Annotated in this window: 24 protein-coding genes; 9 read left to right on the top strand and 15 right to left on the bottom strand. The window is 70.6% G+C overall.

Features of this window, described 5'->3' with window-relative positions:
- The first annotated feature begins 20 nt into the window (after positions 1–20).
- Together BLQ34_RS02330 and BLQ34_RS02325 are read left to right on the top strand one after the other, a co-directional pair.
- Positions 21–794, top strand: a complete 774-nt coding sequence (locus BLQ34_RS02330; protein ID WP_091789117.1) for an ABC transporter ATP-binding protein — start codon at positions 21–23, stop codon at positions 792–794.
- Positions 791–2191: an ABC transporter permease gene (locus tag BLQ34_RS02325; RefSeq protein ID WP_091780953.1), complete on the top strand. Its 1401-nt coding sequence runs from the start codon at positions 791–793 to the stop codon at positions 2189–2191. Before BLQ34_RS02330 ends, BLQ34_RS02325 begins: the two co-directional genes overlap by 4 nt.
- Before the next feature lie 23 nt (positions 2192–2214).
- Here the strand turns inward: BLQ34_RS02325 and BLQ34_RS02320 are convergent, their stop codons facing one another.
- The 14 genes from BLQ34_RS02320 to BLQ34_RS02255 all read right to left on the bottom strand — a co-directional run bounded on the left by BLQ34_RS02320 (position 2215) and on the right by BLQ34_RS02255 (position 17400).
- Positions 2215–3576, bottom strand: coding sequence for a M50 family metallopeptidase (locus tag BLQ34_RS02320; protein ID WP_091789114.1), 1362 nt, complete (start codon positions 3574–3576; stop codon positions 2215–2217).
- Positions 3576–4844, bottom strand: coding sequence for a 1-deoxy-D-xylulose-5-phosphate reductoisomerase (dxr, locus tag BLQ34_RS02315; protein ID WP_091780950.1), 1269 nt, complete (start codon positions 4842–4844; stop codon positions 3576–3578). Before dxr ends, BLQ34_RS02320 begins: the two co-directional genes overlap by 1 nt.
- Positions 4841–5494, bottom strand: coding sequence for a Pr6Pr family membrane protein (locus BLQ34_RS02310; RefSeq protein WP_157692861.1), 654 nt, complete (start codon positions 5492–5494; stop codon positions 4841–4843). The genes dxr and BLQ34_RS02310 overlap by 4 nt, the downstream gene beginning before the upstream one ends.
- Positions 5495–5545: 51 nt before the next feature.
- On the bottom strand, positions 5546–5905 hold the full coding sequence (locus BLQ34_RS02305; protein ID WP_091780944.1) for a barstar family protein: 360 nt from the start codon (positions 5903–5905) through the stop codon (positions 5546–5548).
- The gene (locus BLQ34_RS02300) at positions 5902–6417 is read right to left on the bottom strand and encodes a ribonuclease domain-containing protein (RefSeq protein WP_091780941.1); all 516 of its coding nucleotides are present in this window, start codon (positions 6415–6417) and stop codon (positions 5902–5904) included. The genes BLQ34_RS02305 and BLQ34_RS02300 overlap by 4 nt, the downstream gene beginning before the upstream one ends.
- A gap of 96 nt (positions 6418–6513) precedes the next feature.
- Positions 6514–7608 (bottom strand): DnaB-like helicase C-terminal domain-containing protein, encoded by a 1095-nt coding sequence (locus tag BLQ34_RS02295; RefSeq protein WP_091780938.1) that lies wholly within the window; start codon positions 7606–7608, stop codon positions 6514–6516.
- Between the two features lie 82 nt (positions 7609–7690).
- On the bottom strand, positions 7691–9151 hold the full coding sequence (locus BLQ34_RS02290; RefSeq protein ID WP_091780936.1) for an NAD-dependent succinate-semialdehyde dehydrogenase: 1461 nt from the start codon (positions 9149–9151) through the stop codon (positions 7691–7693).
- Entirely contained in the window at positions 9151–10272 is a 1122-nt protein-coding gene (gene speB, locus BLQ34_RS02285; RefSeq protein WP_091780933.1) for an agmatinase, read from the bottom strand. The genes BLQ34_RS02290 and speB overlap by 1 nt, the downstream gene beginning before the upstream one ends.
- 34 nt (positions 10273–10306) lie before the next feature.
- Positions 10307–11575: a saccharopine dehydrogenase family protein gene (locus BLQ34_RS02280; protein WP_091780930.1), complete on the bottom strand. Its 1269-nt coding sequence runs from the start codon at positions 11573–11575 to the stop codon at positions 10307–10309.
- Between the two features lie 32 nt (positions 11576–11607).
- Complete coding sequence (locus tag BLQ34_RS02275; protein ID WP_091789111.1) at positions 11608–12411, bottom strand: ABC transporter permease; 804 nt, start codon at positions 12409–12411, stop codon at positions 11608–11610.
- Between the two features lie 71 nt (positions 12412–12482).
- On the bottom strand, positions 12483–13400 hold the full coding sequence (locus BLQ34_RS02270; RefSeq protein ID WP_091780928.1) for an ABC transporter permease: 918 nt from the start codon (positions 13398–13400) through the stop codon (positions 12483–12485).
- On the bottom strand, positions 13397–14605 hold the full coding sequence (locus BLQ34_RS02265; RefSeq protein ID WP_091780925.1) for an ABC transporter ATP-binding protein: 1209 nt from the start codon (positions 14603–14605) through the stop codon (positions 13397–13399). The genes BLQ34_RS02270 and BLQ34_RS02265 overlap by 4 nt, the downstream gene beginning before the upstream one ends.
- A complete protein-coding gene (locus tag BLQ34_RS02260; protein ID WP_091780922.1) occupies positions 14605–15855 on the bottom strand; it encodes an ABC transporter substrate-binding protein in 1251 nt (416 codons plus the stop codon). Before BLQ34_RS02260 ends, BLQ34_RS02265 begins: the two co-directional genes overlap by 1 nt.
- Positions 15856–15942: 87 nt before the next feature.
- Positions 15943–17400, bottom strand: coding sequence for a gamma-aminobutyraldehyde dehydrogenase (locus tag BLQ34_RS02255; protein ID WP_091780919.1), 1458 nt, complete (start codon positions 17398–17400; stop codon positions 15943–15945).
- 173 nt (positions 17401–17573) lie between these two features.
- On the opposite strand from BLQ34_RS02255, the gene BLQ34_RS02250 reads away from it, so the two are divergent.
- Genes BLQ34_RS02250 through BLQ34_RS02235 form a run of 4 tightly spaced genes read left to right on the top strand, consistent with a single transcriptional unit; the run spans position 17574 to position 21440 of the window.
- Positions 17574–18059: an Lrp/AsnC family transcriptional regulator gene (locus BLQ34_RS02250; protein ID WP_091780917.1), complete on the top strand. Its 486-nt coding sequence runs from the start codon at positions 17574–17576 to the stop codon at positions 18057–18059.
- Complete coding sequence (locus tag BLQ34_RS02245; RefSeq protein WP_091780914.1) at positions 18056–19480, top strand: aspartate aminotransferase family protein; 1425 nt, start codon at positions 18056–18058, stop codon at positions 19478–19480. Before BLQ34_RS02250 ends, BLQ34_RS02245 begins: the two co-directional genes overlap by 4 nt.
- A gap of 28 nt (positions 19481–19508) precedes the next feature.
- Complete coding sequence (locus BLQ34_RS02240) at positions 19509–21020, top strand: NAD(P)/FAD-dependent oxidoreductase (RefSeq protein WP_231961400.1); 1512 nt, start codon at positions 19509–19511, stop codon at positions 21018–21020.
- A gap of 30 nt (positions 21021–21050) precedes the next feature.
- Positions 21051–21440, top strand: a complete 390-nt coding sequence (locus tag BLQ34_RS02235; protein ID WP_091780911.1) for a pyridoxamine 5'-phosphate oxidase family protein — start codon at positions 21051–21053, stop codon at positions 21438–21440.
- 8 nt (positions 21441–21448) lie between these two features.
- On the opposite strand, the gene BLQ34_RS02230 is transcribed toward BLQ34_RS02235, so the two are convergent.
- Positions 21449–22453 (bottom strand): aminoglycoside phosphotransferase family protein, encoded by a 1005-nt coding sequence (locus BLQ34_RS02230; RefSeq protein WP_091780908.1) that lies wholly within the window; start codon positions 22451–22453, stop codon positions 21449–21451.
- A gap of 54 nt (positions 22454–22507) precedes the next feature.
- Here BLQ34_RS02230 and BLQ34_RS02225 point away from each other — a divergent pair, with 54 nt between their 5' ends.
- The 3 genes from BLQ34_RS02225 to BLQ34_RS02215 are packed head-to-tail and all read left to right on the top strand — an operon-like array spanning position 22508 to position 24564.
- A complete protein-coding gene (locus tag BLQ34_RS02225) occupies positions 22508–23659 on the top strand; it encodes an LOG family protein (RefSeq protein ID WP_091780905.1) in 1152 nt (383 codons plus the stop codon).
- Positions 23656–24174 carry a DUF1990 family protein gene (locus BLQ34_RS02220; protein ID WP_091780901.1) on the top strand — a complete coding sequence of 173 codons (519 nt, stop codon included), beginning with the start codon at positions 23656–23658 and terminating at the stop codon, positions 24172–24174. The genes BLQ34_RS02225 and BLQ34_RS02220 overlap by 4 nt, the downstream gene beginning before the upstream one ends.
- Positions 24175–24564 (top strand): VOC family protein, encoded by a 390-nt coding sequence (locus tag BLQ34_RS02215; RefSeq protein ID WP_091780898.1) that lies wholly within the window; start codon positions 24175–24177, stop codon positions 24562–24564. It abuts the gene before it with no gap.
- Positions 24565–24600: the final 36 nt, after the last annotated feature.

Genomic DNA, 24600 nt, shown 5'->3' with positions numbered 1-24600 from the left:
CACTACCTAGCGTGATCCGCATGATCTCGAACTCATTGCAGGACAACGAAATCCGGCCCGTCGTGTCCCTCCGCCGGGTGTCCCGGACCTACGGAGAAGGCTCCGGTGCCGTCATCGCCCTCGACGGCGTCAGCGTCGACATCCGCACAGGCGACTTCACCGCCGTCATGGGTCCGTCCGGGTCCGGCAAGTCCACCCTGATGAACGTGGCGGCCGGCCTCGACGACGTCTCCGAGGGCGACGTGGTGCTCGGCGGAGCCGTGCTCTCGCAGCTGGGGGACGACGCGCGGACACGACTTCGTCGCAGCCAGGTCGGCTTCGTCTTCCAGGCCTTCAACCTCGTGCCGACCCTCTCGGTGGACGAGAACATCCTCCTGCCCTTCGAGCTGGCCGGCCGACGCGTCGGCGCCGAGGAGCGGCAGTGGATCGACCACCTGGTGCACACCCTCGGGCTGGCCGACCGCGTGACCCACCGCCCGAGCGAGCTGTCGGGCGGGCAGCAGCAGCGCGTCGCGATCGCACGGGCACTTGCCTCGCGACCGGCGGTGATCTTCGCCGACGAGCCGACCGGGAACCTCGACTCGCGCAGCTCGCGTGAGGTGCTCACCCTCCTGCGCACCGCTGCTCGCGAGTACGGCCAGTCGATCGTGATGGTGAGCCACGACCCGGTGGCCGCGTCGTACGCCGACCGTATCCTCGTCATCGCGGACGGCCGTCTGGTCGGTGACCACGGCCCGCTGTCGCCCCAGCAGATCGCCGACCTGCTGATCGGCTTCGAGGTCGGCGCGGCGTGACCCGGCACCAGCTCACCCTGGGGTCACTGCGGGAGCTCGGCACGGTCGGCCTCGTCGCCGCGCTGTGCGGCGCCTACGCGGCGACCCTCATCACCACCTCGACCATCCTCACCGCGATGAGCTCCACCGAGGACGGAGGCGCCGCCGCGGGAGTCTTCCTGTCCGTGGTCGCCGGGGTGTTCATCCTCATCGCGTTGTATGTCGGCGCGGTCGTGATCGTCAACGCCGTGGACACCGTCGTGTCAGGACGACTGCGCCACATCGCGCTGCTGCGTCTCCTCGGCGCCAGCGGGCGCGACCTGCGCACCTCGGTCATGCGCGGCACGCCTTCGGTGGGCGTCACCGGTGCCGGTCTCGGGCTGGTCGTGGGCACGGGCCTGACGCACCTGGTCCGGGCGGTGCTCGTCGCGCGCGGGACTCTCCCCCGCGCCGACTACCCGTGGTTCAGCGGCCAGCTGCTGGTGGCCCTCGCGGCCATCAGCGTGGCGGCGACGGCTGCAGGGTGGCTCGGCTCACGGGTCGTGCTCGGGGTGTCTCCGGCGACCGCACTGGCCGGGACGATGGCCGACCGACCGCCGCGTCGGAGGGCTTCCGTGCTGCGAGCCGCCGTGGGTGCCATCGGCATCGTCGGCGGTCTGGTCGTGCTCGGGCTCGGGGCCCTGCTCGGCGAGAGCAACCCCGGCGCCGGCTTCGTGGTGGCCTTCTTCGGGGCCGCCGGGTCGGGCACCGGCTTCCTCATCGGGGCACGGTTCGTCATCCCCCGCGTGGTGGCTGCGGCGAGCCGACTCCTCGGACGCGACCCGGCCAGCCTGGTGGCCCGGCGCAACGCGGTGCTCGACCCCCTGCGCACCACCCGCTCCACCATGGGCCTGGTCGTCGGGGTCGCCCTCGTCACGACCTTCGCGTCCGGCACGTCGGCGCTGCAGCACTCGGTCGCCGCCTGGGAGCTCGACCCGGCCCGCCGGGCGGAGGCGAGCCAGATGCTGGCCGTGACGTCGACGGTGATGATCTGCATCATCGTCATCTCGTCGGTGATCGCCGCGGTCGGTTTCGTCAGCACCATGTCGCTCACCGTGATCCAGCGACACCGGGAGATCGGCCTGCTGCGCTCACTGGGCTTCACGCAACGCCAGGTGCGGACCATGATCACCAAGGAGTCGGTGGCGCTCTCCGCGTCGGCCGTGGCCTTCGGCATCCTGCTGGGCCTGGTCTACGGCAGCCTGGGCGCGCAGTCGCTCGTGGGCTCGCAGTCACCCGGCATCGTCTGGGGGCTACCGGTGACCGCCCTGGTGGCCATCGCAGCGTCCGGCGTGGTCCTCGTGCTCGTGGCCTCGCGGCGACCCGCCCGGCGAGCGGTGGCGGTGGCCCCCGTCGAGGCGTTGCGGATCGAGGGCTGAAACGCCCAGACCCCAGTGACGGCTCAGCCGAGCTTGACCGGCTTGACGAGGTCGGCGTAGATCAGCAACGCCGACATCACGATGAGCACGGACGACACGGCATACGCCACCGGCAGCGCCTTGGCGACGTCGACGTGACCCGGGTCGGGGCGCTTGAGCAGGCGGGCGGACTGGCGCTTGAGCCCCTCCCACAGCGCGCCCGCGACGTGACCGCCGTCCAGCGGCAGCAACGGGATCAGGTTGAAGACGAACAGGGCGATGTTGAGGCCCACCATCAGCGAGAAGATCGTCGCGAGCCGACCCCCGAGGCTGGTGTCCAGCCCGTCGATCTGTCCGGAGGCGACCTCGCCTGCGGTGCGGCCGACGCCGACCACGGACTGTGGGCCGTTGGGGTCGCGGGCCTCGGACCCGAAGGCGGCCTGGGCCACGTCGACCATCCGCTGCGGGAGGTGCAGGAACAGCTCCCCCACGTGCCCGACGTAGGAGCCGACGATCCCGGGGACGACGGTGATGGACTGGCGCTCGCGGGCCGTCACGGCGGCGGACGAGACCCCGAGGAAGCCGGCGTTGACCACGACCGGGTCGCCGGCGTCGTCGACGAGTGGCGTGCCGTCCGGCGCGACCTGCTGGATCGTGTTGCGGATCGGCGTGACCTGCAGGGTCTGCTCGACGCCGTCCCGGAGCACGACCACCGGGGTCTCCTGCCCCACCCGGGGTCGGATCAGCTTGCCGACATCGGACGTGCGCTTGATCGGCTGCCCGGCCACCGACACGAGCCGGTCGCCGGGCTTGATGCCGGCGAGGTAGGCGGGGGTCTTCGGGTCGCTCGGCGCGCAGGTGGTCTTCGTGGGGGCCGCGCTGGCGGGCACCACGCACTCGGAGACGCTGGCCACGACCGCGCCGTCCTTCACGACCTCCTGGCCGTAGATCGTGACGATCCCGCTGAGCACCACCACGGCGATCAGGAGGTTCATCACCGGGCCGCCCATCATGACGACGACCTTCTTGGGCACGGACAGCTTGTAGAAGACGCGGTCCTCGTCGCCGGGCTTGATCTCTTCGAGGCTCAGCTGCCGCGCCTCGTCGGCGAGCTGGCTGAACCGCCCGGTGCTCGACACCCGGATCGTCCCCTCGGCGTCACCCGGTCGCGGCGGGAACATCCCGATCATCCGGATGTAGCCGCCGAGCGGGATCGCCTTGATGCCGTACTCGGTCTCGCCCCGACGGGTGGACCACAGGGTGGGGCCGAAGCCCACCATGTACTGGGTCACTTTGACGCCGAACTTCTTGGCCGGGACCAGGTGACCGATCTCGTGCAGCCCGATCGACAGGCCGACGCCGAGCGCCACCAGCAGCACGCCGAGCACGTAGAGGAGCACGGTCATCAGCGCCACGCCCCCTCGGTGTCCGCCAGCGGTGTCGCGGTCATCCGTCCAGTCTGCAAAGCCAGCACCTTCCGTGCCTCGTCGCGTGCCCACGCATCGGCGCGCATCACGTCCTCAACGGACAGTGTCGCCGATTCGATCCCGTCCGTGCCCGCGGTTCCGTGGGCTTCCACCACCCGGGCGACCGTGTCGACGATCTCGACGAAACCGAGCTGCCCGTCGTGGAAGGCGTCCACCGCGACCTCGTTGGCCGCGTTGTAGACGGCCGGGTAGGTGCCACCTGCCTCTCCCACCTGGCGGGCCAGCCGCACCGCCGGGAACGCCTCGTCGTCGAGTGGCTCGAAGTCCCACGACTGCGCCTGCGTCCAGTCGACCGGCACGTCGACGTCAGCGAGCCGGTCCGGCCACGAGAGCCCCAGCGCGATCGGCACCAGCATGCGCGGGGGTCCCGCCTGGGCGATCGTCGACCCGTCGACGAACTCGACCATCGAGTGGATCATCTGCTGTGGGTGCACGACGACGTCGATCCGGTCGAACGGGATGTCGAACAGGAGGTGCGCCTCGATCACCTCGAGCCCCTTGTTGACGAGGGTGGCCGAGTTGGTGGTGATCACCCGCCCCATCGAGAAGTTGGGGTGCGCCAGGGCGTCGGCCGGCGTGACGTCACGCAACGACTCACGGCTGCGTCCCCGGAACGGCCCGCCGCTGGCGGTGACGACCAGCCGCCGCACCTCGGCGGCACGACCACCACGCAGCGACTGGGCGATGGCGGAGTGCTCGGAGTCCACCGGCACGATCTGGTCGGGCCGGGCCGCGGCCTTGACGAGAGGCCCGCCGACGATGAGCGACTCCTTGTTGGCCAGCGCCAGGGTCGAGCCCTCCGCGAGCGCCGCGAGCGTCGGCCGGAGGCCGATCGACCCCGTGATCCCGTTGAGCACCACGTCGGCGCCGCACCCGGCCGCCGCCACGGCGGCGTCGTCGCCCACCACCACCTGGGGCCGGTATGCCGGTCGGCCGGCCCGCGCGGCATACGCACCGATCGCCTCGGCAACCTGCTCGTGGGTCGCACGGGCCACGGCGACGAGGTCGACCTCGAAGGCGACGGCCTGCTCGGCGAGCAGCTCGAGGTTCGAGCCGGCCGACAGCGCCACCACCCGGAACCGGTCGGGGTTGCGCGAGATGACGTCGAGGGCCTGGGTGCCGATGGAGCCGGTGGAGCCGAGGACGGCGACGGTGCGCTGCGAGGTCACGGCCCCATTGTCACTCATGTGGAGCGAGTCGACCGCCGCCCCAGCACCCGGTCGGCTCCCACGAGGGCCAGGCCGACCAGTGCGAACAGCACCGCGATCCCGACCATGTTGACCAGCACGCGTCCCCAGCCGAGCTCGCCGACGTCGAGGAACGGGTACGGGTACCAGTCGACCACCGCACCACGCGCCAGCGTGTAGACGGTCCACGCGACCGGCCACAGCAGGGAGAGCGCGACGCTGCGCGAGGAGGTCCGCCTCCGCGGGCCCACCACGACCCACGCCACGACGGCCAGCAGCGGGACGACGACGTGGAGCAGCTTGTCGGCCAGCGCGTCGGCGCCGTGCAGGTCGAGCAGTGGGCGCAGCAGGAACCAGTGCACGAGCCCGGTGATGGTGATCCCCACCATCGAGGCCGTGTGGGCCACCCGCCACCGCTCGCCGTCACGCTCGGGGTCGGTGGCCGACAGTGTGGACGTCACGGCCACGAGGAGGTTGGACAACACGGTGAAGTAGGAGAAGAAGCGGACCAGGCGGGTCGACAGCGGCGGCACCGCCGTCTCGTCGAGGACCCGACCACCTCGGACCACCAGGACGAGCTGCAGGACCAGTGCGGCCAGGGCGACGACGGCGACGACCAGGTGCACCGCCCTCGCGCTGGTGGGTCTCACCTGGCCCACGGTAGCGGCCTCCGCCAGCGGCCGGTCGGAGGCGCCGACGGCTCAGCGGTCGAGCACGGTCACCGAGAAGCCCTCGTGGTCGGCGGTGACCTCGCCCAGGACGTCGCTGATGTCGTCGTAGCCCTCGGGGTGCGTCCGCCGCAGGGTCGCCACGCCGTCCCACACCAGGTGCCGGCTGCCACCACCCTCCCCGGGCAGCTCCTCCGCGTAGTCGTGCAGGCAGTCGGCGAGGGCGTCGAGGTTGCGCCCGAACCAGTCCGGGAAGTGCAGCACCTCGGCGAACAGGTCGATGCTCTCGGCCTTCGTCGACCCCGCGGGCACCACGGTCACGTCGGCGCCGCGGCTCTGGGCCTCCCGCACCACCTGGGCGATCGGCACCTCCGGCCCCAGGACTCGGATCACGGGGCACCTCCCTCACTGCCGCTGGGAACGATGACGTTGAACGACGCATAGTGGTCGGCCGTCCAGTAGAGCTCGCCGACCCGCCCGCTGATGATCCGGCGGGCACCGCGGTCGTCCTCACCCGGGGTCGGCACGGTGTACTCGTGGTAGTAGCCACTGGCCTTGCGTGGCAGGAGGCGTTCGCGGTTCTGGAAGACCACCCCGTCTCGCGAGTACGGATAGGGCCCGCCAGCCGCGATGAGGTCGAGCGTGCGCCGGGCCTGCACCGGCAGGTCGCTCGCCCGCACCAGCGGCAGCCCACTGTCGGAACCGGGGACAGGGCGCGTCGGGGACCCCGACGAGGAGCCGGTCGGCCCCGGGGCCGCAGCGGACGTCGACGCGGCGCCACCCCGGTCGGAGCCACCGGTCCGGTCCTGCGAACCGTCAGTGGCCCACCACCAGAGCACCAGCACGAGCGCCCCGACGACGACGGCGAGCGCCAGCCGAGCGATGCGCCGCTGGTCAGCAGACATGGTCCCGACCCTAGAGGTGGCCCTGCCGCCCCGCACCCGGCAGGAGTTCTACAGCCGTCGGGCTACGCCACGGTCGCCGGACCGACCCCGGTGCGGCTAGTTCTGGAAGACCCGCTCCTCGATGAGCTGCTCCTCGACGACCCGGCCCTCGGGCTCGAAGCGGCCCTGCTCGAACCGCTTCTGGAACTCCAGCTCGAGGTGGTCGGCGCCGTTGCGGTTCTTCTCGATCGACATGACGACCCAGTGCCGGAACCGCTCCGCGTTGCCCAGGTGGTAGACGAGGTGGTGCTTGGCGACGATGTCGTACTTGTCGTTGAGGATCAGCACGACGTCGGCCTCGTACGCCAGCGCCGACGACCCGCGCAGGTCGTTGACCCGCATGCGGCGGCCGGCGACCAGGCTCGACTTGTCGGCGGCGACGATGGCGACCACGGGGACGCCGAGCTCGAGGGACATGTCCTTGAGCCGCTCGACGACGACGGAGATGCGGTCCTCCTCATTGGTCACCCCGGGCACGGGGACCTTCTGGAGGTAGTCGACCAGGACGAGGGGAGGACGGCTGTCGGCCTCCAGCACCTCGTTGACGGCCGTGCGGATGGCGTCGATGGTCGTGTGCATCCCGCTGGAGGTGTGGACGTGCAACCGGTCGGCGTAGCCCTCGAGGGCCTCGACCGCCTCGGCGCCACCCACGGTGTCGGCGAACCGCTCACGCATGGTGCGGGCGCGGCTGTGGCGGGCCTCGAAACCGGCACGGATCTTGGTCAGCCCCACGGCTTCGATCCCCTTGATGGCGCCGGCTTCGATCGCGATGAGCCGCTCGAGGATGCTGTGGGCGTCGTGCTCGTAGGAGAACAGGATCGCGCTGCGGTTGGCCGCGACGGCGTTGCGCACCATCTGCAGGGCCATCGCGGTCTTGCCCAGCCCCTGTGGGCCCCCGAGCAGCACCAGCTCACCGGAGCGGAAGCCACCGGTCAGGGCGTTGTCGAGGGCGTCGAACCCGGTCGGCCAGACCCGTGAGCCGGCGGTCAGGCCCTGCCGCAGCTTCTCGTCGGTCTCGACGAGCACATCTGCGAGTGAGCGCAACCGGCCGACGTTGCGCGAGTGCGACGCGAAGTCGGGCGCCTCCGGGTCGGGCTCAGCGGTCGAGTCACCCGCGATGGACAGGTGGTTCGTCTGGCCGTCCGTGCTCATGTGACCGATTCAACAGGGTCGCGCCGCCCGAGGGGGGCGTTTGCCCTCGGCGACACCCGAACGGATGACCCGCGGCGGCTCGTTAAGGGGCAATTCCGACATAGGTGGTCTCGAGGTACTCCTCGATCCCCTCGAAACCTCCCTCGCGACCGAAGCCCGAGGCCTTGACCCCGCCGAACGGTGCGGCCGGGTTGGAGATGATCCCCTGGTTGATCCCGATCATGCCGTACTCGAGCCCCTCGCTGACCCGGATGACGCGGCCGAGGTCGTTGGTGAAGACGTAGGACGCCAAGCCGTACTCGGTGCTGTTGGCCTTGCTGATCGCCTCTGCCTCGGTGCGGAACGTCGTGATCGGGGCAACCGGCCCGAAGATCTCCTCGCTCATCACGCGCGCGGTCATCGGCACGTCGCTGATCACGGTGGGCTCGAAGAAGTAGCCGCGTCCCTTGACCGCTGACCCACCGGTGAGGACGGTGCCGCCCTTGGCCCGAGCGTCCTCGACGAGCTCGGTCACCCCGTCGCGCGCCTTGGCGTCGATGAGCGGTCCGACGTCGACGCCCTTCTTGGTGCCCTTGCCCAGGGTGAGCCCACCCATCCGCGCCGCGAACTTCTTCGCGAACTCGGCCGCGACCTTCTCGTGCACGAAGAACCGGTTGGCCGCGGTGCAGGCCTCGCCGATGTTGCGCATCTTGGCGAGCATGGCGCCGTCGACCGCCCGGTCGAGGTCGGCGTCCTCGAACACGATGAACGGCGCGTTGCCACCGAGCTCCATCGACACCCGCAGCAGCTGCTCGGCCGACTGCTCGACGAGCCGTCGCCCGATGCCGGTCGACCCGGTGAAGGTGAGCTTGCGCAGCCGTGGGTCGCGGATCAAGGGTTCCATCACGTCGCCGGTGTGCGTGGTGGTGACGACGTTGAGCACCCCTGCGGGCAGACCGCACTCGCGCAGCAGCTCGGCCAGCGCCAGCATCGTCAACGGCGTCTGGCTCGCCGGCTTGACGACCATCGTGCAGCCGGCGGCGATGGCCGGCCCGATCTTGCGGGTGCCCATCGCCAGCGGGAAGTTCCACGGCGTGATCATCAGGGTCGGTCCGACCGGCTTCTTCATCGTGAGCAGCCGCGTCGCACCGTTGGGTGCGGTGGACCAGCGACCGGAGATGCGGACCGCCTCCTCGGAGAACCAGCGGAAGAACTCCGCTCCGTAGGTCACCTCGCCGCGCGACTCCGCGAGCGTCTTGCCCATCTCGAGGGTCATCAGCGTGGCGAAGTCCTCGGCGCGCTCGGTGATCCGCTCGAAGGCGGCCCGGAGGATCTCACCGCGGTCGCGCGGCGGCGTCGCGGCCCAGTCCGGCTGCGCCTGCACTGCGGCATCGAGGGCCGCCTTGCCATCGGCCACCGTCGCGTCGGCGACGTGGGTCAGGGTGCTGCCGCTCGACGGGTCCTCGACGGGCAGGGTCGCCCCGCCGGTGGCAGCCCGCCAGGAGCCGCCGATGAACAGGTCCTTCGGGACCGAGTCGATGAGGGACTTCTGCGTGGTGGCCATCAGCCCTGCTCCTCCGCTGCGTCGTGCGAGTGGTCGTGCGAGTGGTCGGTCTGGTCGTGCGTCTGGTGGGTGTGCTGGTGCGGGATGTGGCCCTGCGGGATGGCCCCGTTGCGTCCCGACAGCAGTGGCTGCGCCGGGTCCCAGCGGGTGCCGTCGCGTTCGTCCCGGCGCTTGCGGGCGATCGCGGACAGCGCCTCCAGCACGACCCGGTTGGCCAGCGCCGCCGTGATGTCGGCGTGGTCGTAGGGAGGACTCACCTCGACGACGTCCACCCCGACCACCGGCAGCTCCAGACAGATCCGGCGGACCGCGTCGAGCAGCTGCCGTGCGGACAACCCGCCGGGCTCGGGCGTGCCGGTGCCGGGGGCGTGCCCGGGGTCGCAGACGTCGATGTCGACGGACAGGAACACGCCCTCGCACTCGTCGGTGGCGATCGTGAAGGCCTCGGTGAGCACCTCGTCGAGACCGCGGTGCACGATCTCGGTCATCTCGAACGACCGCATCTGCTGCCCCGCCATCCAGTCCAGCGTCTCGGGCGGTGGCCAGTAGCCGCGCAGCCCGACCTGGAGGAACCGGTCGCCACGCAGCGCCCCCGACTCGATGAGCCGGCGCATCGGCTGCCCGTGACCCCAGAGCGACCCGAACTCGATGTCGCCGGTGTCGGCATGGGCGTCGAAGTGGATCATCGACACCCGCCCGTGGCCCAGCACGTTCGCGACGCCCTTGGCGTCCGGGAACGCGATCGAGTGGTCGCCTCCGAGCACGACCGGTATGGCGCCTGCGCGGGTGACCTGCTCGACCGCGGCTTCCAGCTTGGGCAGGGACCGCTCGATGTCGCCGGAGTACATCTCGACATCACCCGCGTCGACCACCCTGAGGTCGACGAGGCCGTCGGTGCGCAGCGCCAGGGAGGGACGGGACCCGTCGTGCGGCAGGTAGTCGGTCATCCGGATCGCCTGCGGCCCGAACCGTGTGCCGGGGCGGTGGGACGTGCCACCGTCGAACGGTGCGCCGAGGATCACGACGTCGGCGCCGGCATACGTGCTCTCGTCGTCGAGGTCGCACCGGTCCACGCCGAGGAAGGTGAAGTCCGGGCCGTACTGCTGGCCGTATCTCGTCATGCAACCAACCTAGTCCCGTTGTGGGCCATGGGGATCAGCGGTCTTCCATCCCCCACGGCGAGCCGTAGCCGACCGGTTTGGGCGCTGCGAGCAGCTCCAGGAAGGGCTGGGCGTCGAAGGCCTCGGGGCCGAGCACGCCACTTCCCTGCCACACCCCGGTGGCCATCAGCTCCAGGGCGACGACGGGGTTGACCGCGGTCTGCCACACGACGCACTGGGCGCCGTACTCCGCCATCGTCTCCTCGTTGTCGGACACGTGGTAGAGGTACGTGCGGCGCGGCTGGCCGTCCTTGCCGGTGCCGGTGACGAAGACCCCGGCGCAGGTCTTGCCCTTCATCCGGGGACCGATGGTCGCGGGGTCGGGCAGCACCGCGGCCACCACGTCGCGCGGCGAGACCTCGACGCCCTTGACGCGCACCGGGTCGGTGCCGTCGAGGCCCAGGGTGTGCAGCGTCCGCAGGATGGTGATCAGCTCGTCGCCGAGCCCGTACTTGAAGGTGACCCGCTCGGCGTCGAGCCACCGGGGCATCAGCAGCACCTCCTCGTGCTCGACGTGCACGCACTCGACCGGCCCGATGCCCTCCGGGAACTCGAACACCTCGGGCTCGCTGAACGCCGGCAGGGTGAAGAACCCGGCCTCGACGTCTCCCCCGGCCCTGGCCTTCTCCCACACCACCGGTGGGTTGAGGCACTCCTCGATGATCGTCCACATCGAGAAGCCCGGCGCGAAGGTCTCGTTGCCGTCCTCGTCGTAGACCGCGAGGTTGGCGCCGTCGCGCGTGCCGAGCTCGTCGATGCTCGAGAACAGGTGGTCGGACGCATAACGTGCGAACACGTCGGACAGCCCGGGCTCGACCCCCATGCCGAGCAGCGCCAGCCGGCCGGACTCCTCCCACTGCGAGGTCATCGCGAACTGCTCGTCGCCGAGCTTGACGCCCACCTTGGCGTAGGGCTCGTCGGGGTGGCGCCTCGACAGGCTCATCGCCATGTCGAGGTATCCGGCGCCCGCCGCGAGCGCACCCCGAAAGATCGGCATGACGAAGCGTGGGTCGACGGCGTTGAAGACGTGCGTCGACCCGTGCTCGCGGGCCAGCGCCGCCACGGCTTCCGCGTCGGAGGCGTCGACCCGCGCGGCCACGAGCCTCTGCTCGCCGTCCCGCCGGGCGGTCGCGGCGGTCACCGTCGCCTCGGCCCGGCCGAGGTCGTAGTCGGCCACGACGAGCTGCTCGAAGAAGTCGCGCTCGACGGCGATGCGTGCGGCAGCGTCACCGACGCCACCGGCGCCGATCATGAGGATGCGCATGGGCTCCTGGGGCTCCTACTCTGTTCGGCTCGTTACCGTTTCCGGGCGTTCCCGACGAGCTGTCCGACCACGACGAGCAGGACGGCGATGACGAACATCGAGAAGCCGATCACGTTGGCCTGGGCGGGGATTCCGCGCAGGTAGGACACGTAGACGAACTTCGGGAACGTCGTCGTGTCGCCGGAGACGAAGTTGGTGATGATGAAGTCGTCGAACGACAGTGAGAACGACAGCAGGGCCGCCGACACGATGCCCGGGAGCACGAGCGGGAAGGTGACCCGCCAGAACGTCCCGCCCGGCCCGGCATACAGGTCCTGGGCAGCCTCCTCGAGGCGTGGGTCGAGGCTCTGGAGCCGCGCCTTCACGGTGACCACCACGAAGCTGATGCAGAACATGATGTGCGCGATGACGATGGTCCAGAACCCGAGCCGCAGGCCGAACCGCGAGAAGCCCTGCACGAAGATCGTCAGCAGGCTCGCGCCGAGGACGATCTCGGGCGTTGCCATCGGGATGAAGATCAGCACGTTGCTCGTGGCCCGGCCGCGGAACCGGTGCCGCACCAACGCGAACGCGAGCATGGTGCCGAGGATCGTCGCGACGAGGGTGGCGAGACCACCGACCTTGATCGAGGTCACCAGCGCGTCACAGACACCGGGGGCACCGCAGGGGTCCTTCCAGTGCTTCAGCGTGGGACCGGCCGCGGAGTTCCAGACGATGTTGGACTTGCGGTAGTCGTTGAAGGAGAACGCGAACGTGTAGGCCACCGGCACGAACAGGTAGAGCAGCACGACGATCGCCGAGATGATCGCGAACCGGTTGGCGAGCCAGGTCTTCACCCGGTGCCAGGCCGGTGGGCGGTAGGCCGTGGCCTCCCCCACGCGGGTGGCCTCGGAAGCGGTGGTGGCGCTCACAGCAGGTCCTCCGTCCCGAACTTGCGGATGTAGACGAAGACCATCGCGAGGATCATCGCCATCAGGGTGAACGACAGCGCCGCCGCGACCGGGAAGCCGCCCAGCACCTTGAAGAACTGGCTCTCGATGACGTTGCCGACCATCTTGGTGCTGCGGTCGGAGCCCAGGAGCTCGGCGTTGACGTAGTCGCCCGCCGCCGGGATGAAGGTCAGCAGCGTGCCCGCGATGACGCCCGGCATCGACATCGGCAGCGTGACGGTGCGGAACGTCGTGAACCCGTTGGCGTAGAGGTCACCGCCGGCCTCGATGACCCGGGAGTCCGCCCGCTCCAGGGAGGCGTAGATCGGGAGCACCATGAACGGCAGGAAGTTGTAGGTGAGACCGGCCACGACCGCCATCCACGTCTCGGTGATCCGCCCACCCGGCAGCAGGTGCAGGGTGTTGAGCACCGAGGCCACCGGCCCGTCGTCGGCGAGGATCTGGCGCCAGGCGATGGTGCGCAGGATGAACGACGTGAAGAACGGGGCGATGACGCAGATCATCATCACGTTGCGCCACCGGCCGGCCTTGAAGGCCATGGCGTAGGCGAGCGGGTAGGCGAGGATGAAGGCGAACAGGGTGGCCAGCCCGGCATACAGCAGGGACCGCCCGAAGTGCCCCGCGAAGTCGGTGAGCGCCGTGCCGTAGTTGGCGACGTTGACGTCGCGGTAGTAGTAGCCGGGGAAGCCCGGGAAGCCGGACTGCAGCGACACCGTGAACAGCTGCACCAGCGGGAAGACGAAGAACACCAACAGCCAGAGCCCGCCCGGGATGAGCAGCAGGTATGCCGTCAGCGACCGTTTGCGACCACTCCCCAGGGACGGGTCGTTGTGGCCGGTGCCGGCGCCCGCGACGTGCGCGACGCCGGCGGTCACGACGCGGCCACCGGCTGTGCGGCGTCCTCGTCGGCGGCTGCGGCCCCCGCCGCGGCGCCGGCGTCGTCGACCGGGACCCCGAAGGCGTGGCCGGAGTCCCACTCGAGCCACACGTCGTCGCCCGGGCGCAGGTGGTTGCGGGCCACGTCGAGGTTCTGCTCGTAGACGCCCCAGGTGGCCCCGGACGGTGTCGTCACGAGGAACTGGGTGGCGACCCCGGTGAAGCTGACGTCGACGACCTTGGCCTTGACGTCGTTGCCCGCGCCCTCGGGCTGGGTGTCGCTGATCCGCACCTTCTCGGGCCGGACCCCGAAGGTGATCGCCCCGTCGCTCACCGTCGACCGCTCCTTGGGGATGCGGACCGTGGTCCCGGCCACCTCGACGACCAGGTTGTCGCCGTCGGTGCCGGTCACCTGGCCCGTCCCGAGGTTGGACTGGCCGAGGAAGTTGGCGACGAAGGTGGTCTTCGGGAGGTCGTAGAGCACCTCCGGGTGGCCGAGCTGCTCGATCCGCCCGAGGTTCATCACGGCCACGGTGTCGGCCATCGTCATGGCCTCCTCCTGGTCGTGCGTGACGTGGATGAAGGTCAGCCCGACCTCGGTCTGGATCCGCTTGAGCTCGACCTGCATCTGGCGGCGCAGCTTGAGGTCGAGGGCCCCGAGCGGCTCGTCGAGGAGCAGCACCTCGGGGCGGTTGACCAGTGCCCTCGCGACCGCGACGCGCTGCTGCTGGCCACCGGAGAGCTGGCTCGGCTTGCGGGCGGCGAGGTGGGTCATCTGCACGAGCTCGAGCGCGTCGGCAGCCAGCTTCGCGGCGTCCTTGGCGCCGCGGCGCTTGGGCCCGAAGGCGACGTTGTCGACGATCGTCAGGTGCGGGAAGAGGGCGTAGCTCTGGAACACCGTGTTGACCGGCCGCTCGTAGGGGCGCGACCCGGTCAGATCGGTGTCACCGATCCGGATCCGTCCGCGGGACGGTTGCTCGAGCCCGGCCACCATCCGCAGCGTCGTCGTCTTGCCGCATCCGGACGGACCGAGGAGGGCGAAGAACGAGCCGCGCGGCACCTCGAGGCTCAGGTCGTCGACGGCGGTGAAGTCGCCGAACTGCTTGGTCACCGAGTCGAGGGAGAGGTTGCCCTTGGCCTCGCGGAAGCCCTTCGCCCCGGAGCCCGCACCGGATCCGTCGCTCTTGTTGGAGAAGACAGACATCAGTTGCCCACCACCTTTGCCCACGCGGCGCTGTAGTCCTGGTCCTCCTGCGGACTCAGCGCGCGGAAGCCCTTGATGTTGTTGTCCTTGAGGTACGACTCGCTGGGGAAGATGAACGGACTCTCGGCGAGGTCGGGGTCGATCTTCTCCATCTCGGCCTGCGCCCCCTGGACCGGACACACGTAGTTGACCCACGCCGCGACCTCGGCGGCGACCTGCGGTTGGTAGTAGTAGTCCATGATCGCCATCGCGTTCTTGCGGTGCGTCGAGGTGATCGGCACCATCATGTTGTCGCTCCAGAGGGTGCCCCCGGACTCCGGGATGGTGAACTGCCAGTTGTCGTTCTCGGTCTCGGCCCGGAGGATGAACAGATCGCCGCTCCACACGATGCCGGCGATGGCGTTGCCGGACTTGAGGTCCTCCAGGTAGGAGTTGCCCTTCACCCGGCGGATGTAGCCGTCACTGATCCGCTTGTCGATCTCGGCCACCGCCGCCTCGAACTGCTGCTTGCCGAACCCGCCGGAGATGTCGACGCCCTGGCTCAGCATGATCAGCCCGAGGGTGTCGCGGAACTCGCTGAGGACGACGATCTTGCCCTTGAGGTCGTCGGCCCAGAGGTCGTCGAGCGACTTGAGCTCCCGGCCGACCTTGGACTTGTCGTAGCCGATGCCGGCGAACCCGCTCTGCCAGGTGAGGGAGTACTGCCGGCCCGGGTCGAAGGACACGTCCTTGAGCGCGTCGAGCAGGTTGGCCGCGTGGGGCATGCGGATCAGCTCGAGCGGCTGGGCGAGCTGGTCCCGGATCACCCGGTTGGCCATCCAGTCGGTGAAGACGAAGATGTCGCGGCCGATGTCCTGCTTGGCCCGCAGCTGAGGGGCGATCTTGTTGAAGTAGGAGTCGTTGTCGTCGACGTCCTCGGTGTAGCTCGCCTTGATGCCGGTCTTCTTGATGAAGGCCTCGAGGGTCGGGTACTTCTTGGTCTCCTCGTCGTAGTCGAGGTAGGCCGTCCAGTTCGCCCACCGGACCACCTTGTCGGTGTCGGAGACGTCCTTGGGCAGCACCAGCTTGGCGGCTCCGCCGGAGGCCGGTGGGGTCGGTGGCGCGCAGGCCGACAGGGCGGTCGCCGCCCCACCGAGCAGGCCCGCCCCGATCAGGGACCGCCGGGTGAGCGGGCGGCTCGCGGCCGAGGCCCGGGCGGCGCGGATCAGGTCGCGGGCGACCGGGTCTGTGGGGGGACGGAGGGGCTTCATGGGCGCTCGCTCTACAGAGGTCGGGCCGGACGGCGGCAGTCGGCCGGCGGTGAGCCGACCGGGCGGTGGGGCCGCCCGGCCAGCGGGTCAGCTGTCGATGTTGGCCATCACGTGCTTGATGCGGGTGTAGTCCTCGAAGCCGTACATGGACAGGTCCTTGCCGTAGCCGGACTTCTTGAAGCCGCCGTGGGGCATCTCGGCGACGATCGGGATGTGGGTGTTGATCCAGACGCAGCCGAAGTCGAGCGCCTTGGAGACCCGCATCGCCCGGCCGAAGTCCTTGGTCCACACGCTGGAGGCGAGCCCGTAGTCCACGCCGTTGGCCCAGGCGATCGCCTCCGCCTCGTCGGTGAACCGCTGGACGGTGATGACCGGCCCGAAGATCTCGTCCTGGATCGCCTCGTCGTCCTGCTGGAGCCCCGAGAGCACGGTCGGCTCGAGGAAGAACCCGTCACCCAGGGCGTCGAGCCGGTGCCCACCCGCCGCGATCGAGGCGTGGTCCGGGAGCCGGGACAGGAAGCCCTGCACCCGCTCGAGCTGGTTGCGGTTGTTGACCGGACCCAGCAGGGCGTCCTCGTCGTCGGGGAGGCCGACCTTGGCCGAGCTCTTCGCGTACTCGCCGAGAGCCGCGACGAAGTCGTCGTGGATGTGCGGCGCCGCGAGCACGCGAGTGGCCGCCGTGCAGTCCTGCCCGGCGTTGAAGTAGCCGGCCACGGCGATGCCCTCGACCGCCGCCTCGATGTCGGCGTCGTCGAAGACGATGACCGGCGCCTTGCCGCCGAGCTCGAGGTGCACCCGCTTGAGCTGGTGGCTGGCGCTCTCGGCGACCTGCATGCCCGCACGCACCGAGCCGGTGATCGCGACCAGGGCGGGGGTCTGGTGCTCGACGACGGCGCGACCGGTCTCCCGGTCGCCGGTCACGACGTTGAAGGTGCCCGGGGGCATGAACTCCGAGGCGATCTCGGCCATCAGGAGGGTCGTCTCGGGCGTGGTGTCCGACGGCTTGAGCACGATCGTGTTGCCCGCCGCCAGGGCCGGCCCGATCTTCCAGACCGCCATCATCATCGGGTAGTTCCAGGGGGTCACCTGACCGACCACGCCGATCGGCTCGCGCCGGATCCAGCTGGTGTGGCCCTTCATGTACTCGCCGGCCGCCCGCCCCTCGAGCACGCGCGCCGCGCCGGCGAAGAAGCGCAGCTGGTCGACCATCGGCGGGAGCTCCTCGGAGGCGGTGAGCGCCCAGGGCTTCCCGGTGTTCTCGGACTCCAGCTTCACGAACTCGTCGGCCCGCTTCTCGATCGCGTCCGCGAACTTGAGCAGGGCCTGCTGGCGCTCGCTCGGGGTGGTCTGCCCCCACTCCTCGAAGGCCTTGCTCGCCGAGGCGTAGGCCGCGTCGACGTCGGCGGCGGTCGAGACCGGGGCCTTCGCGACGACCTGCGCGGTGACGGGGCTGACGAGGTCGGTGGTGGCGTCGGTCTGGGCCTCGACGTACTCACCGTTGACGAAGTTGCGCAGGACGCGGGGGGCCGCGGACGTGGCAGTCACTGATGTGCTCCAATGCGGATCGGGTACTGATTCCGGTGCCACGCACTGTAGCCGCCCCACGATGGATTTCAATAGGTTGCAGCCCCGAAGATACGGAAAGCGCTGTCGTATGCCGTGAGGTGCGACTGATTCCGTCGTGTCAGGACTTGCGCTATCGAGTCCCGGGGACCACCATGACCACCGTGACCCGTCTTGCCAGCTCCAGCGCCGATGTGCGCCTCGACGACGTGTCGAAGGCCATCATCGAGCAGCTGCAGGAGGACGGTCGGCAGTCCTACGCCACGATCGCCAAGCGCGTGGGGCTGTCGGAGGCGGCGGTGCGCCAGCGGGTGCAGCGCCTTCTCGACCAGGAGGTCATGCAGATCGTCGCGGTGACCGACCCGCTGCAGGTGGGCTTCCACCGCCAGGCCATGATCGGCATCCGCGTCGACGGTGACCTCCTGCCGGTGGGCGACGCCCTCACCGCCATGTCGGAGGTGTCCTACGTCGTCACGACGGCGGGCTCGTTCGACCTGCTGGCCGAGGTCGTCTGCGAGGACGACGCCGAGCTGCTCGACCTGCTCACCCGTCGGATCCGCACCCTGCCCGGGGTGCAGACCACCGAGACGTTCGTCTACCTGAAACTCAACAAGCAGCACTACAACTGGGGTACCCGATGACCACCGAACCGCAAGCCGTCAGCACCACCCAGGGCGAGGGAGCACGCACGCCGGCCGGCACGGCATACGCCGACGCTGCACGCGACCACCTCTGGATGCACTTCACCCGGCACTCGACCTACTACGACGGTGGGCAGGTGCCCGTCATCGTGCGCGGTGAGGGACACAAGATCTGGGACGACCGCGGCAAGGAGTACATCGACGGGCTCGCCGGGCTCTTCGTGGTGCAGGTCGGCCACGGTCGCCAGGAGCTGGCCGAGGCCGCCGCCAAGCAGGCCAAGGACCTCGCCTTCTTCCCGCTGTGGTCCTACGCCCACCCCCGCGCCATCGAGCTGGCCGAGCGGCTCGCGAACGGCGCACCCGGTGACCTCAACCGGGTCTTCTTCACCACCGGTGGCGGCGAGGCCGTCGAGACCGCGTGGAAGCTCGCCAAGCAGTACTTCAAGCTCACCGGAAAGCCCACCAAGCACAAGGTGATCAGCCGCTCGGTCGCCTACCACGGCACGCCCCAGGGGGCCCTGTCGATCACCGGCATCCCCGCGGCCAAGGAGATGTTCGAGCCGCTGGTGCCGGGTGCCTTCAAGGTCCCCAACACCAACCTCTACCGCGCCCCCGAGCACCTGCGCGAGGACGAGAAGGCGTTCGGCCGCTGGGCTGCCGACCGGATCGCCGAGGCCATCGAGTTCGAGGGCCCCGACACCGTCGCCGCCGTCTTCCTCGAGCCGGTGCAGAACTCGGGCGGCTGCTTCCCGCCCCCGCCCGGGTACTTCGAGCGGGTCCGCGAGATCTGCGACGAGTACGACGTGCTGCTCGTCTCCGACGAGGTGATCTGCTCGTTCGGCCGGATCGGCTCGATGTTCGCGTGCGACGACTTCAACTACGTGCCCGACATCATCACCTGCGCCAAGGGCATGACCTCGGGCTACTCCCCCATCGGCGCGATGATCGCGAGCGACCGGTTGTTCGAGCCGTTCACCAAGGGCACCACGTCGTTCCCGCACGGCTACACCTTCGGCGGCCACCCGGTGTCCTCGGCGGTCGCGATGGCCAACCTCGACATCTTCGAGCGTGAGGGCCTCAACGACCACGTGAAGGAGAACGCCCCGAAGTTCCGCGCCACCCTCGAGAAGCTGCTCGACCTGCCGATCGTCGGCGACGTCCGCGGCGCCGGCTACTTCTACGGGATCGAGCTGGTCAAGGACAAGGAGACCCGCGAGACGTTCGACGACGCCGAGTCCGAGCGGCTGCTGCGCGGCTACCTGTCCAAGGCGCTGTTCGACGCCGGTATCTACTGCCGCGCCGACGACCGGGGAGACCCGGTCATACAGCTGGCGCCGCCGCTGATCATCGGCCAGAGCGAGTTCGACGACATCGAGTCGCGGCTGCGGTCGGTGCTCACCGGGGCCGAGAAGCACCTCTGAGCCTGTCCGTCACCACCACCGTCACCTCGTGAGCATCCCGCTCTGGTGGGACCAGGGGGAGCAGGAGGGCCCGCCCGCCGCATCGTCGGCGGACGGGCCCTCCTCGCCACCCCCCGCGCCAGCTCATGCAAAAGGCGAGTCAGCGCCGCCACCCCCGGCGCCAGCTCATGCAAAAGGCGAGTCAGCGCCGCCACCCCCGGCGCCAGCTCATACAAAAGGCGAGTCAGCGCCGCCACCCCCGGCTCCTCCCACCCGCGCCGATGTCGTCATCGTCGGCGGGGGCTTCACCGGGCTGTGGACCGCGCACTACCTGCTGCTCGCCGATCCGGGCCTCGACGTGGTGGTCCTCGAGGCAGAGCACGTGGGCTTCGGGGCCAGCGGTCGCAACGGTGGGTGGGTCTCGGCCCTGTGGCCGGTCGGGCCCGAGGCGCTGGCGCGTCGGCGCGGGGCCGCTGCGGCGCGGGCGATGGTGGCCGAGCTCCAGCACACCGTCGACGAGGTCGGCCGCGCCACGGAATCCGCGGCCATCGACTGCGGATTCCGCAAGGGCGGCGCGATCGCCCTGGCCCGCTCATCCGCGCAGGCCATCCGGGCGAGGTCCGAGGTCGAGCACGCCGAGCAGTGGGGCCTGGGGACCCGGTGGCTCGACGCCGCCGAGGCGACCGAGCGGTTGGCTGCCAGCCGGGTCGAGGGCGCGACGTTCACGCCGCACTGCGCCCGGGTCCAGCCGAGACGGCTGGTCGACGGCCTCGCTGCCACGGTCCGGTCACAGGGGGTCCAGGTCGTGGAGGGCGTTCGGGTGCGGGCGATCGAGCCTGGGCGCGCCCTGCTGGAGGGCGGCGGACAGGTCGCCGCGAAGCACGTCATCCGGGCCACGGAGGCGTGGACCCCCACCCTGCCCGGGCAGCGCCGCACGGTGGCACCCGTCTACTCCCTGATGGTCGCCACCGAACCGCTGACCGAGGCGCAGTGGGCCCGGATCGGTCTCGCCGAGCGCGAGGTGTTCAGCGACCACCGGCACGTCATCATCTATGGCCAGCGCACCGTGGACGACCGGCTGGCCTTCGGCGGACGTGGCGCTCCGTACCACTTCAGGTCACGGATCAAGCCCGAGTTCGACCACGAGGCAACGGTTTTCGCAGACCTGCGAGCCACTCTGACCGATCTGCTCCCCCAGCTCGGCGACGTCGCTTTCACCCACGCCTGGGGCGGCCCGCTCGGCATCGCACGCGACTGGCACCCCTCCGTCGGCCATGACCCAGCAACCGGGCTGGGTTGGGCGGGTGGTTACGTCGGCGACGGGGTCGCGGGCACCAACCTCGCCGGTCGCACCCTGGCCGACCTCGTCACTGGCCGCGACAGCCCCATCACGCAGCTGCCGTGGGTCGGCCACCGCAGCCGCCGTTGGGAGCCGGAGCCGGCCCGGTGGGTCGGCGTCAACGCCGGCCTGCGGCTGGCCCACGCCGCCGACCGCGAAGAGGCTCGGACCGGTCGCCCGGCGCGGATCGGCACCCTGCTCGCTGCCCTGACCGGCCACTGACCCCAGACCCGCATACGGCAGACTCGGCCCGTGTCGACCGCACCCACTGACCTGTCCCCCGAGGCGCTCGAGTTCGTCACGGCCCGGCACCTCGCGACCCTCACCACCCTGCGCCCCGACGGCTCCCCCCACGTGGTGCCGGTCGGCTTCACGTGGGACGCGGAGGCGTTGGTGGTCCGCGTGATCACCAGCGGTCCCAGCCGCAAGGCGCGCAATGCCGCCGCAGGTGGGCGCGCCGTCGTGTGCCAGGTGGACGGGCGGCACTGGCTGTCCTTCGAGGGCGTGGCACGGGTGCGGACCGAACCAGCCGTCGTGGCGGAGGCCGAGCGCAGGTATGCCGCGCGCTACCGCGTGCCGCGTGAGAACCCCGAGCGCGTGGTGGTCGAGATCGCCGTGGACCGGGTCCTAGGAAACCTCTGACCTCCCGCTCAGGGGCCGTTCTCGGGGTCCTCGGGTGGGAACGGCTCGTGAGTGAGGCGCAGGTAGTAGAGCGCCGAGTCACCCCATTCCGCGAGCTCTTCGGGTTGGGCACCCTCGATCGCACCGAGCCAGGTGAACGAGCGGTTCACGGCATGGGTCACCATTGCCGGCACCATCAGCGCCTCCAACGCCGCCCGGTCCAGCAGGTCCTCCCACACCGTGGCGTAGGCGTCGAGCAGCGCCGGCCACGGGTGGTGGGTGACCCGGGTGGAGTAGCCGTAGGGCACGGCGAGCACCTCCAGCACGTGCGCCCACTGGGCGTCGCCGAAGTCGAAGAAGCGCATCATCCCGTCGACGACGAAGACGTTGCCCGGGTGCAGGTCGCCGTGTTGGAGGCTGGCCGGCAGAGGCGCCGCGAGCAGGGTCCGCACCGCCTCGTCGACGACGCCGGACCGCTCCCTGAGCGACGCTGCCTCGTCGGACGGCAGGTGCGAGGGGTGGTCCGCAGGAAGGTCGGCGAGCTGGTCGACCAACCACGCGTAGCGAGCGGGAACGGTGGCCGGTGAGCAGTCCGGCAGCCCGGCGGCGAGCAGCGCGGTCCCGTGGTCGGCCACCTGGCGCTGCACCCGGGCGGCCAGCTCCACGACCTCCTGCCACTCCACCAGCGTCGCGTCGTGGCTGTCGCCCAACGTCGTGCCACGGTCTGCGGTGACCATCCAGCCGCGGTCGGCGTCGATCGCCAGCGGTGCCTCGACCTCTCCGGGCTCGAGCTCGGAGAGCGCGAGGTGCACGGCCGGCTCGTAGGCCGACGACCGGCAGTTCGCCTTGAACCAGACGGTGCCGTGGTCGCTCGGCGCCACCAGCTGCGTGGACCACGGGCGGATCCGCCGTTGCACCACGTCGCCGGTCCTGCGGCGACCGGCAGCGGCGAGCTGCTCATCGATCCAGTGGGTCGCTTCCTGGCGCCAGTCCTCGGTCGCCACCGTCTGCGAGAAGAGGTCGTGAGCGGGCATGCGCCCGACTCTAGACAGTCAAGCGAGTCCTGGGCCGCCCTTTAGAGTCGGGGCATGCAGGGCGACAGCGGCACCGCGGGGGCCGACACCGAGATCGAGCACCTCGCCGACCTCGACGCCGTCCTGTCGTCCGGGAGGGCGCTGACCGGGCTGCGTCTGCAGGACCTCGACCTCACCGCATACGAGGCCCGGCTGCTCGCCCGCACTGACGTCGAGGGACTCGTGGTGCTCGGTGGGCGGCTGTCGCCCGCGCTCAACGCGCACCTCGGTGCGCACCACGCCCTGGTCTTCCCGAGCGACCCGCACGCGCCGGTCGACCCCTACCGAGCGACCCTCTACACGGCGGCCGAGCTGTACGCCGGCCTCGAGACCGACGGCTACGAGTCGACACCGGACTACCGTGCCTACCAATGGATGCGCGACGGCGCGGTGCACCGCGACGCGTTCGTCACGCTCCTGCGGGCGATCCACGACGACTCGATCAGCGACGCCCTCGACGAGTTCACCGGCCAGCGCCCTGTCGTCGGCGTGATGGGCGGCCACGCCCTCGCGCGCGGGACGAGCGGGTATGCCGCCGCCGCCCGGCTCGGCCACGCCCTGGCCTCGGCGGGACTGGTCGTCGCCACCGGCGGCGGTCCGGGGGCGATGGAGGCAGCCAACCTGGGCGCGCTCGCCGCGGAGCCGGGCGCCCTGGACGACGCCCTGCGGCGGTTGGCAGCGGTGCCCACCTTCCGGCCGTCGGTGGCCGCCTGGGTCTCGCTGGCCCTGGAGGTGCGCGCCGGGCTCCCCGTCTCGGCCGACCGCTGCAGCCTGGGCATCCCCACCTGGTTCTACGGCCACGAGCCGCCCAACGTCTTCTGCGACGGCATCGGCAAGTACTTCTCGAACGCGGTCCGCGAGGACGGCCTGCTCGCTCGGGCGAGCGCCGGCCTGGTGGTGCTGGAGGGCGCCGCAGGGACGGTGCAGGAGATCTTCCAGGCGGTGACCCCGTTGTTCTACGCGCCGCTCGAGTCGACCCTCGCCCCGCTCGTCCTGGTCGGCCAGGAGTACTGGTCGGAGACGGTGCCCGTCTGGGGTGCGGTGCAGGCCCTGGGCCAGGAGCGCGGCATGGGATCGGTCGTCCACCTCGTCGACTCCGCCGAGGAAGCCGCCGTCATCATCCTCGACCGGCCCGACGGTGCGACCGCTGCGGGTGGGCTGCGGTGAAGCTCGCCGACCTGGCCCGGCTCCGCCTCACCTACCAGCCCCGCGGGCTGACCCTCGACGGACCCATGCCGACCGGGTTCCACCACATCGAGGTGGAGCGCCGGCTGGGGGCCGGCGCCACGGCATACCACCAGGCGGCGGAAGCACTGCTGGCCTATGCGCCGCAACGGGGGCTGGGACTGCGGCCGCGAGGCACCGCACCCCGGGCGGCGGTGGGCGTGGACCTGCTCAGCCGGCTCGTGGTCCTTCCCGTCCCCTGCCGCATCGTGTGGGTGGTGGAGGACGAGCACCGCACCGGATTCGGCTACGGCACCCTCGAGGGGCACGTGGAGAGCGGCGAGGAGGGCTTCCTCGTCGAGCGACGCGGCGATGACGTGTACGCGGTGGTGCGGGCCTACGCGCGGCCGGCCAGCTGGCTCGCGCGACTGGGCGGTCCGCTGACCTGGCGGCTGCAGCTGCTCGCAGCGAAGGGCTACCTGCGCGCCCTGCAGCGGGCCGTGCGGGAGGATGGCTGAATGCCCCAACGCCTCAGCCTCGTCACCCTGCTCGTCCGCGACTACGACGAGGCGGTCGCGTGGTTCCGTGACCGGGCCGGGTTCGAGGTCGTGGAGGACACCGACCGTGGGGACGGCACGCGGTGGGTCGTGATCCGTCCGGGTGGTTCCGACGGCACGAACATCCTGCTGGCGCGGGCGAGCACGCCCGAGCAGCAGGCGCGAGTGGGCGACCCCGGCGGCGGACGCGTCATGCACTTCCTCGCGACCGACGACTTCGCCGCCGACCACGCCCGCATGGTCGAGGCGGGGGTGAGGTTCCGCGAGGAGCCGCGGCACGAGGCCTACGGCGACGTCGCGGTCTTCGAGGACCTCTACGGCAACGCCTGGGACCTCATCCAGCCCCGCTGAGCGGAGCCGAGCGGCCGCCACAGCTCGTGCTCGGTC

Source organism: Pedococcus dokdonensis, assembly GCF_900104525.1.
Classification (GTDB): Bacteria; Actinomycetota; Actinomycetes; order Actinomycetales; family Dermatophilaceae; genus Pedococcus; species Pedococcus dokdonensis.
This window is presented reverse-complemented; position numbering and strand designations above follow the sequence as displayed.

Coding starts and splice junctions, on each gene's coding strand:
- BLQ34_RS02330 (WP_091789117.1), top strand. CDS start 21: ATGATCTCGAACTCATTGCAGGACAACGAAATCCGGCCCGTCGTGTCC.
- BLQ34_RS02320 (WP_091789114.1), bottom strand. CDS start 3,576: ATGACCGTGCTCCTCTACGTGCTCGGCGTGCTGCTGGTGGCGCTCGGC.
- dxr (WP_091780950.1), bottom strand. CDS start 4,844: ATGAGTGACAATGGGGCCGTGACCTCGCAGCGCACCGTCGCCGTCCTC.
- BLQ34_RS02300 (WP_091780941.1), bottom strand. CDS start 6,417: ATGTCTGCTGACCAGCGGCGCATCGCTCGGCTGGCGCTCGCCGTCGTC.
- BLQ34_RS02295 (WP_091780938.1), bottom strand. CDS start 7,608: ATGAGCACGGACGGCCAGACGAACCACCTGTCCATCGCGGGTGACTCG.
- BLQ34_RS02290 (WP_091780936.1), bottom strand. CDS start 9,151: ATGGCCACCACGCAGAAGTCCCTCATCGACTCGGTCCCGAAGGACCTG.
- speB (WP_091780933.1), bottom strand. CDS start 10,272: ATGACGAGATACGGCCAGCAGTACGGCCCGGACTTCACCTTCCTCGGC.
- BLQ34_RS02280 (WP_091780930.1), bottom strand. CDS start 11,575: ATGCGCATCCTCATGATCGGCGCCGGTGGCGTCGGTGACGCTGCCGCA.
- BLQ34_RS02265 (WP_091780925.1), bottom strand. CDS start 14,605: ATGTCTGTCTTCTCCAACAAGAGCGACGGATCCGGTGCGGGCTCCGGG.
- BLQ34_RS02260 (WP_091780922.1), bottom strand. CDS start 15,855: ATGAAGCCCCTCCGTCCCCCCACAGACCCGGTCGCCCGCGACCTGATC.
- BLQ34_RS02250 (WP_091780917.1), top strand. CDS start 17,574: ATGACCACCGTGACCCGTCTTGCCAGCTCCAGCGCCGATGTGCGCCTC.
- BLQ34_RS02245 (WP_091780914.1), top strand. CDS start 18,056: ATGACCACCGAACCGCAAGCCGTCAGCACCACCCAGGGCGAGGGAGCA.
- BLQ34_RS02230 (WP_091780908.1), bottom strand. CDS start 22,453: ATGCCCGCTCACGACCTCTTCTCGCAGACGGTGGCGACCGAGGACTGG.
- BLQ34_RS02225 (WP_091780905.1), top strand. CDS start 22,508: ATGCAGGGCGACAGCGGCACCGCGGGGGCCGACACCGAGATCGAGCAC.
- BLQ34_RS02215 (WP_091780898.1), top strand. CDS start 24,175: ATGCCCCAACGCCTCAGCCTCGTCACCCTGCTCGTCCGCGACTACGAC.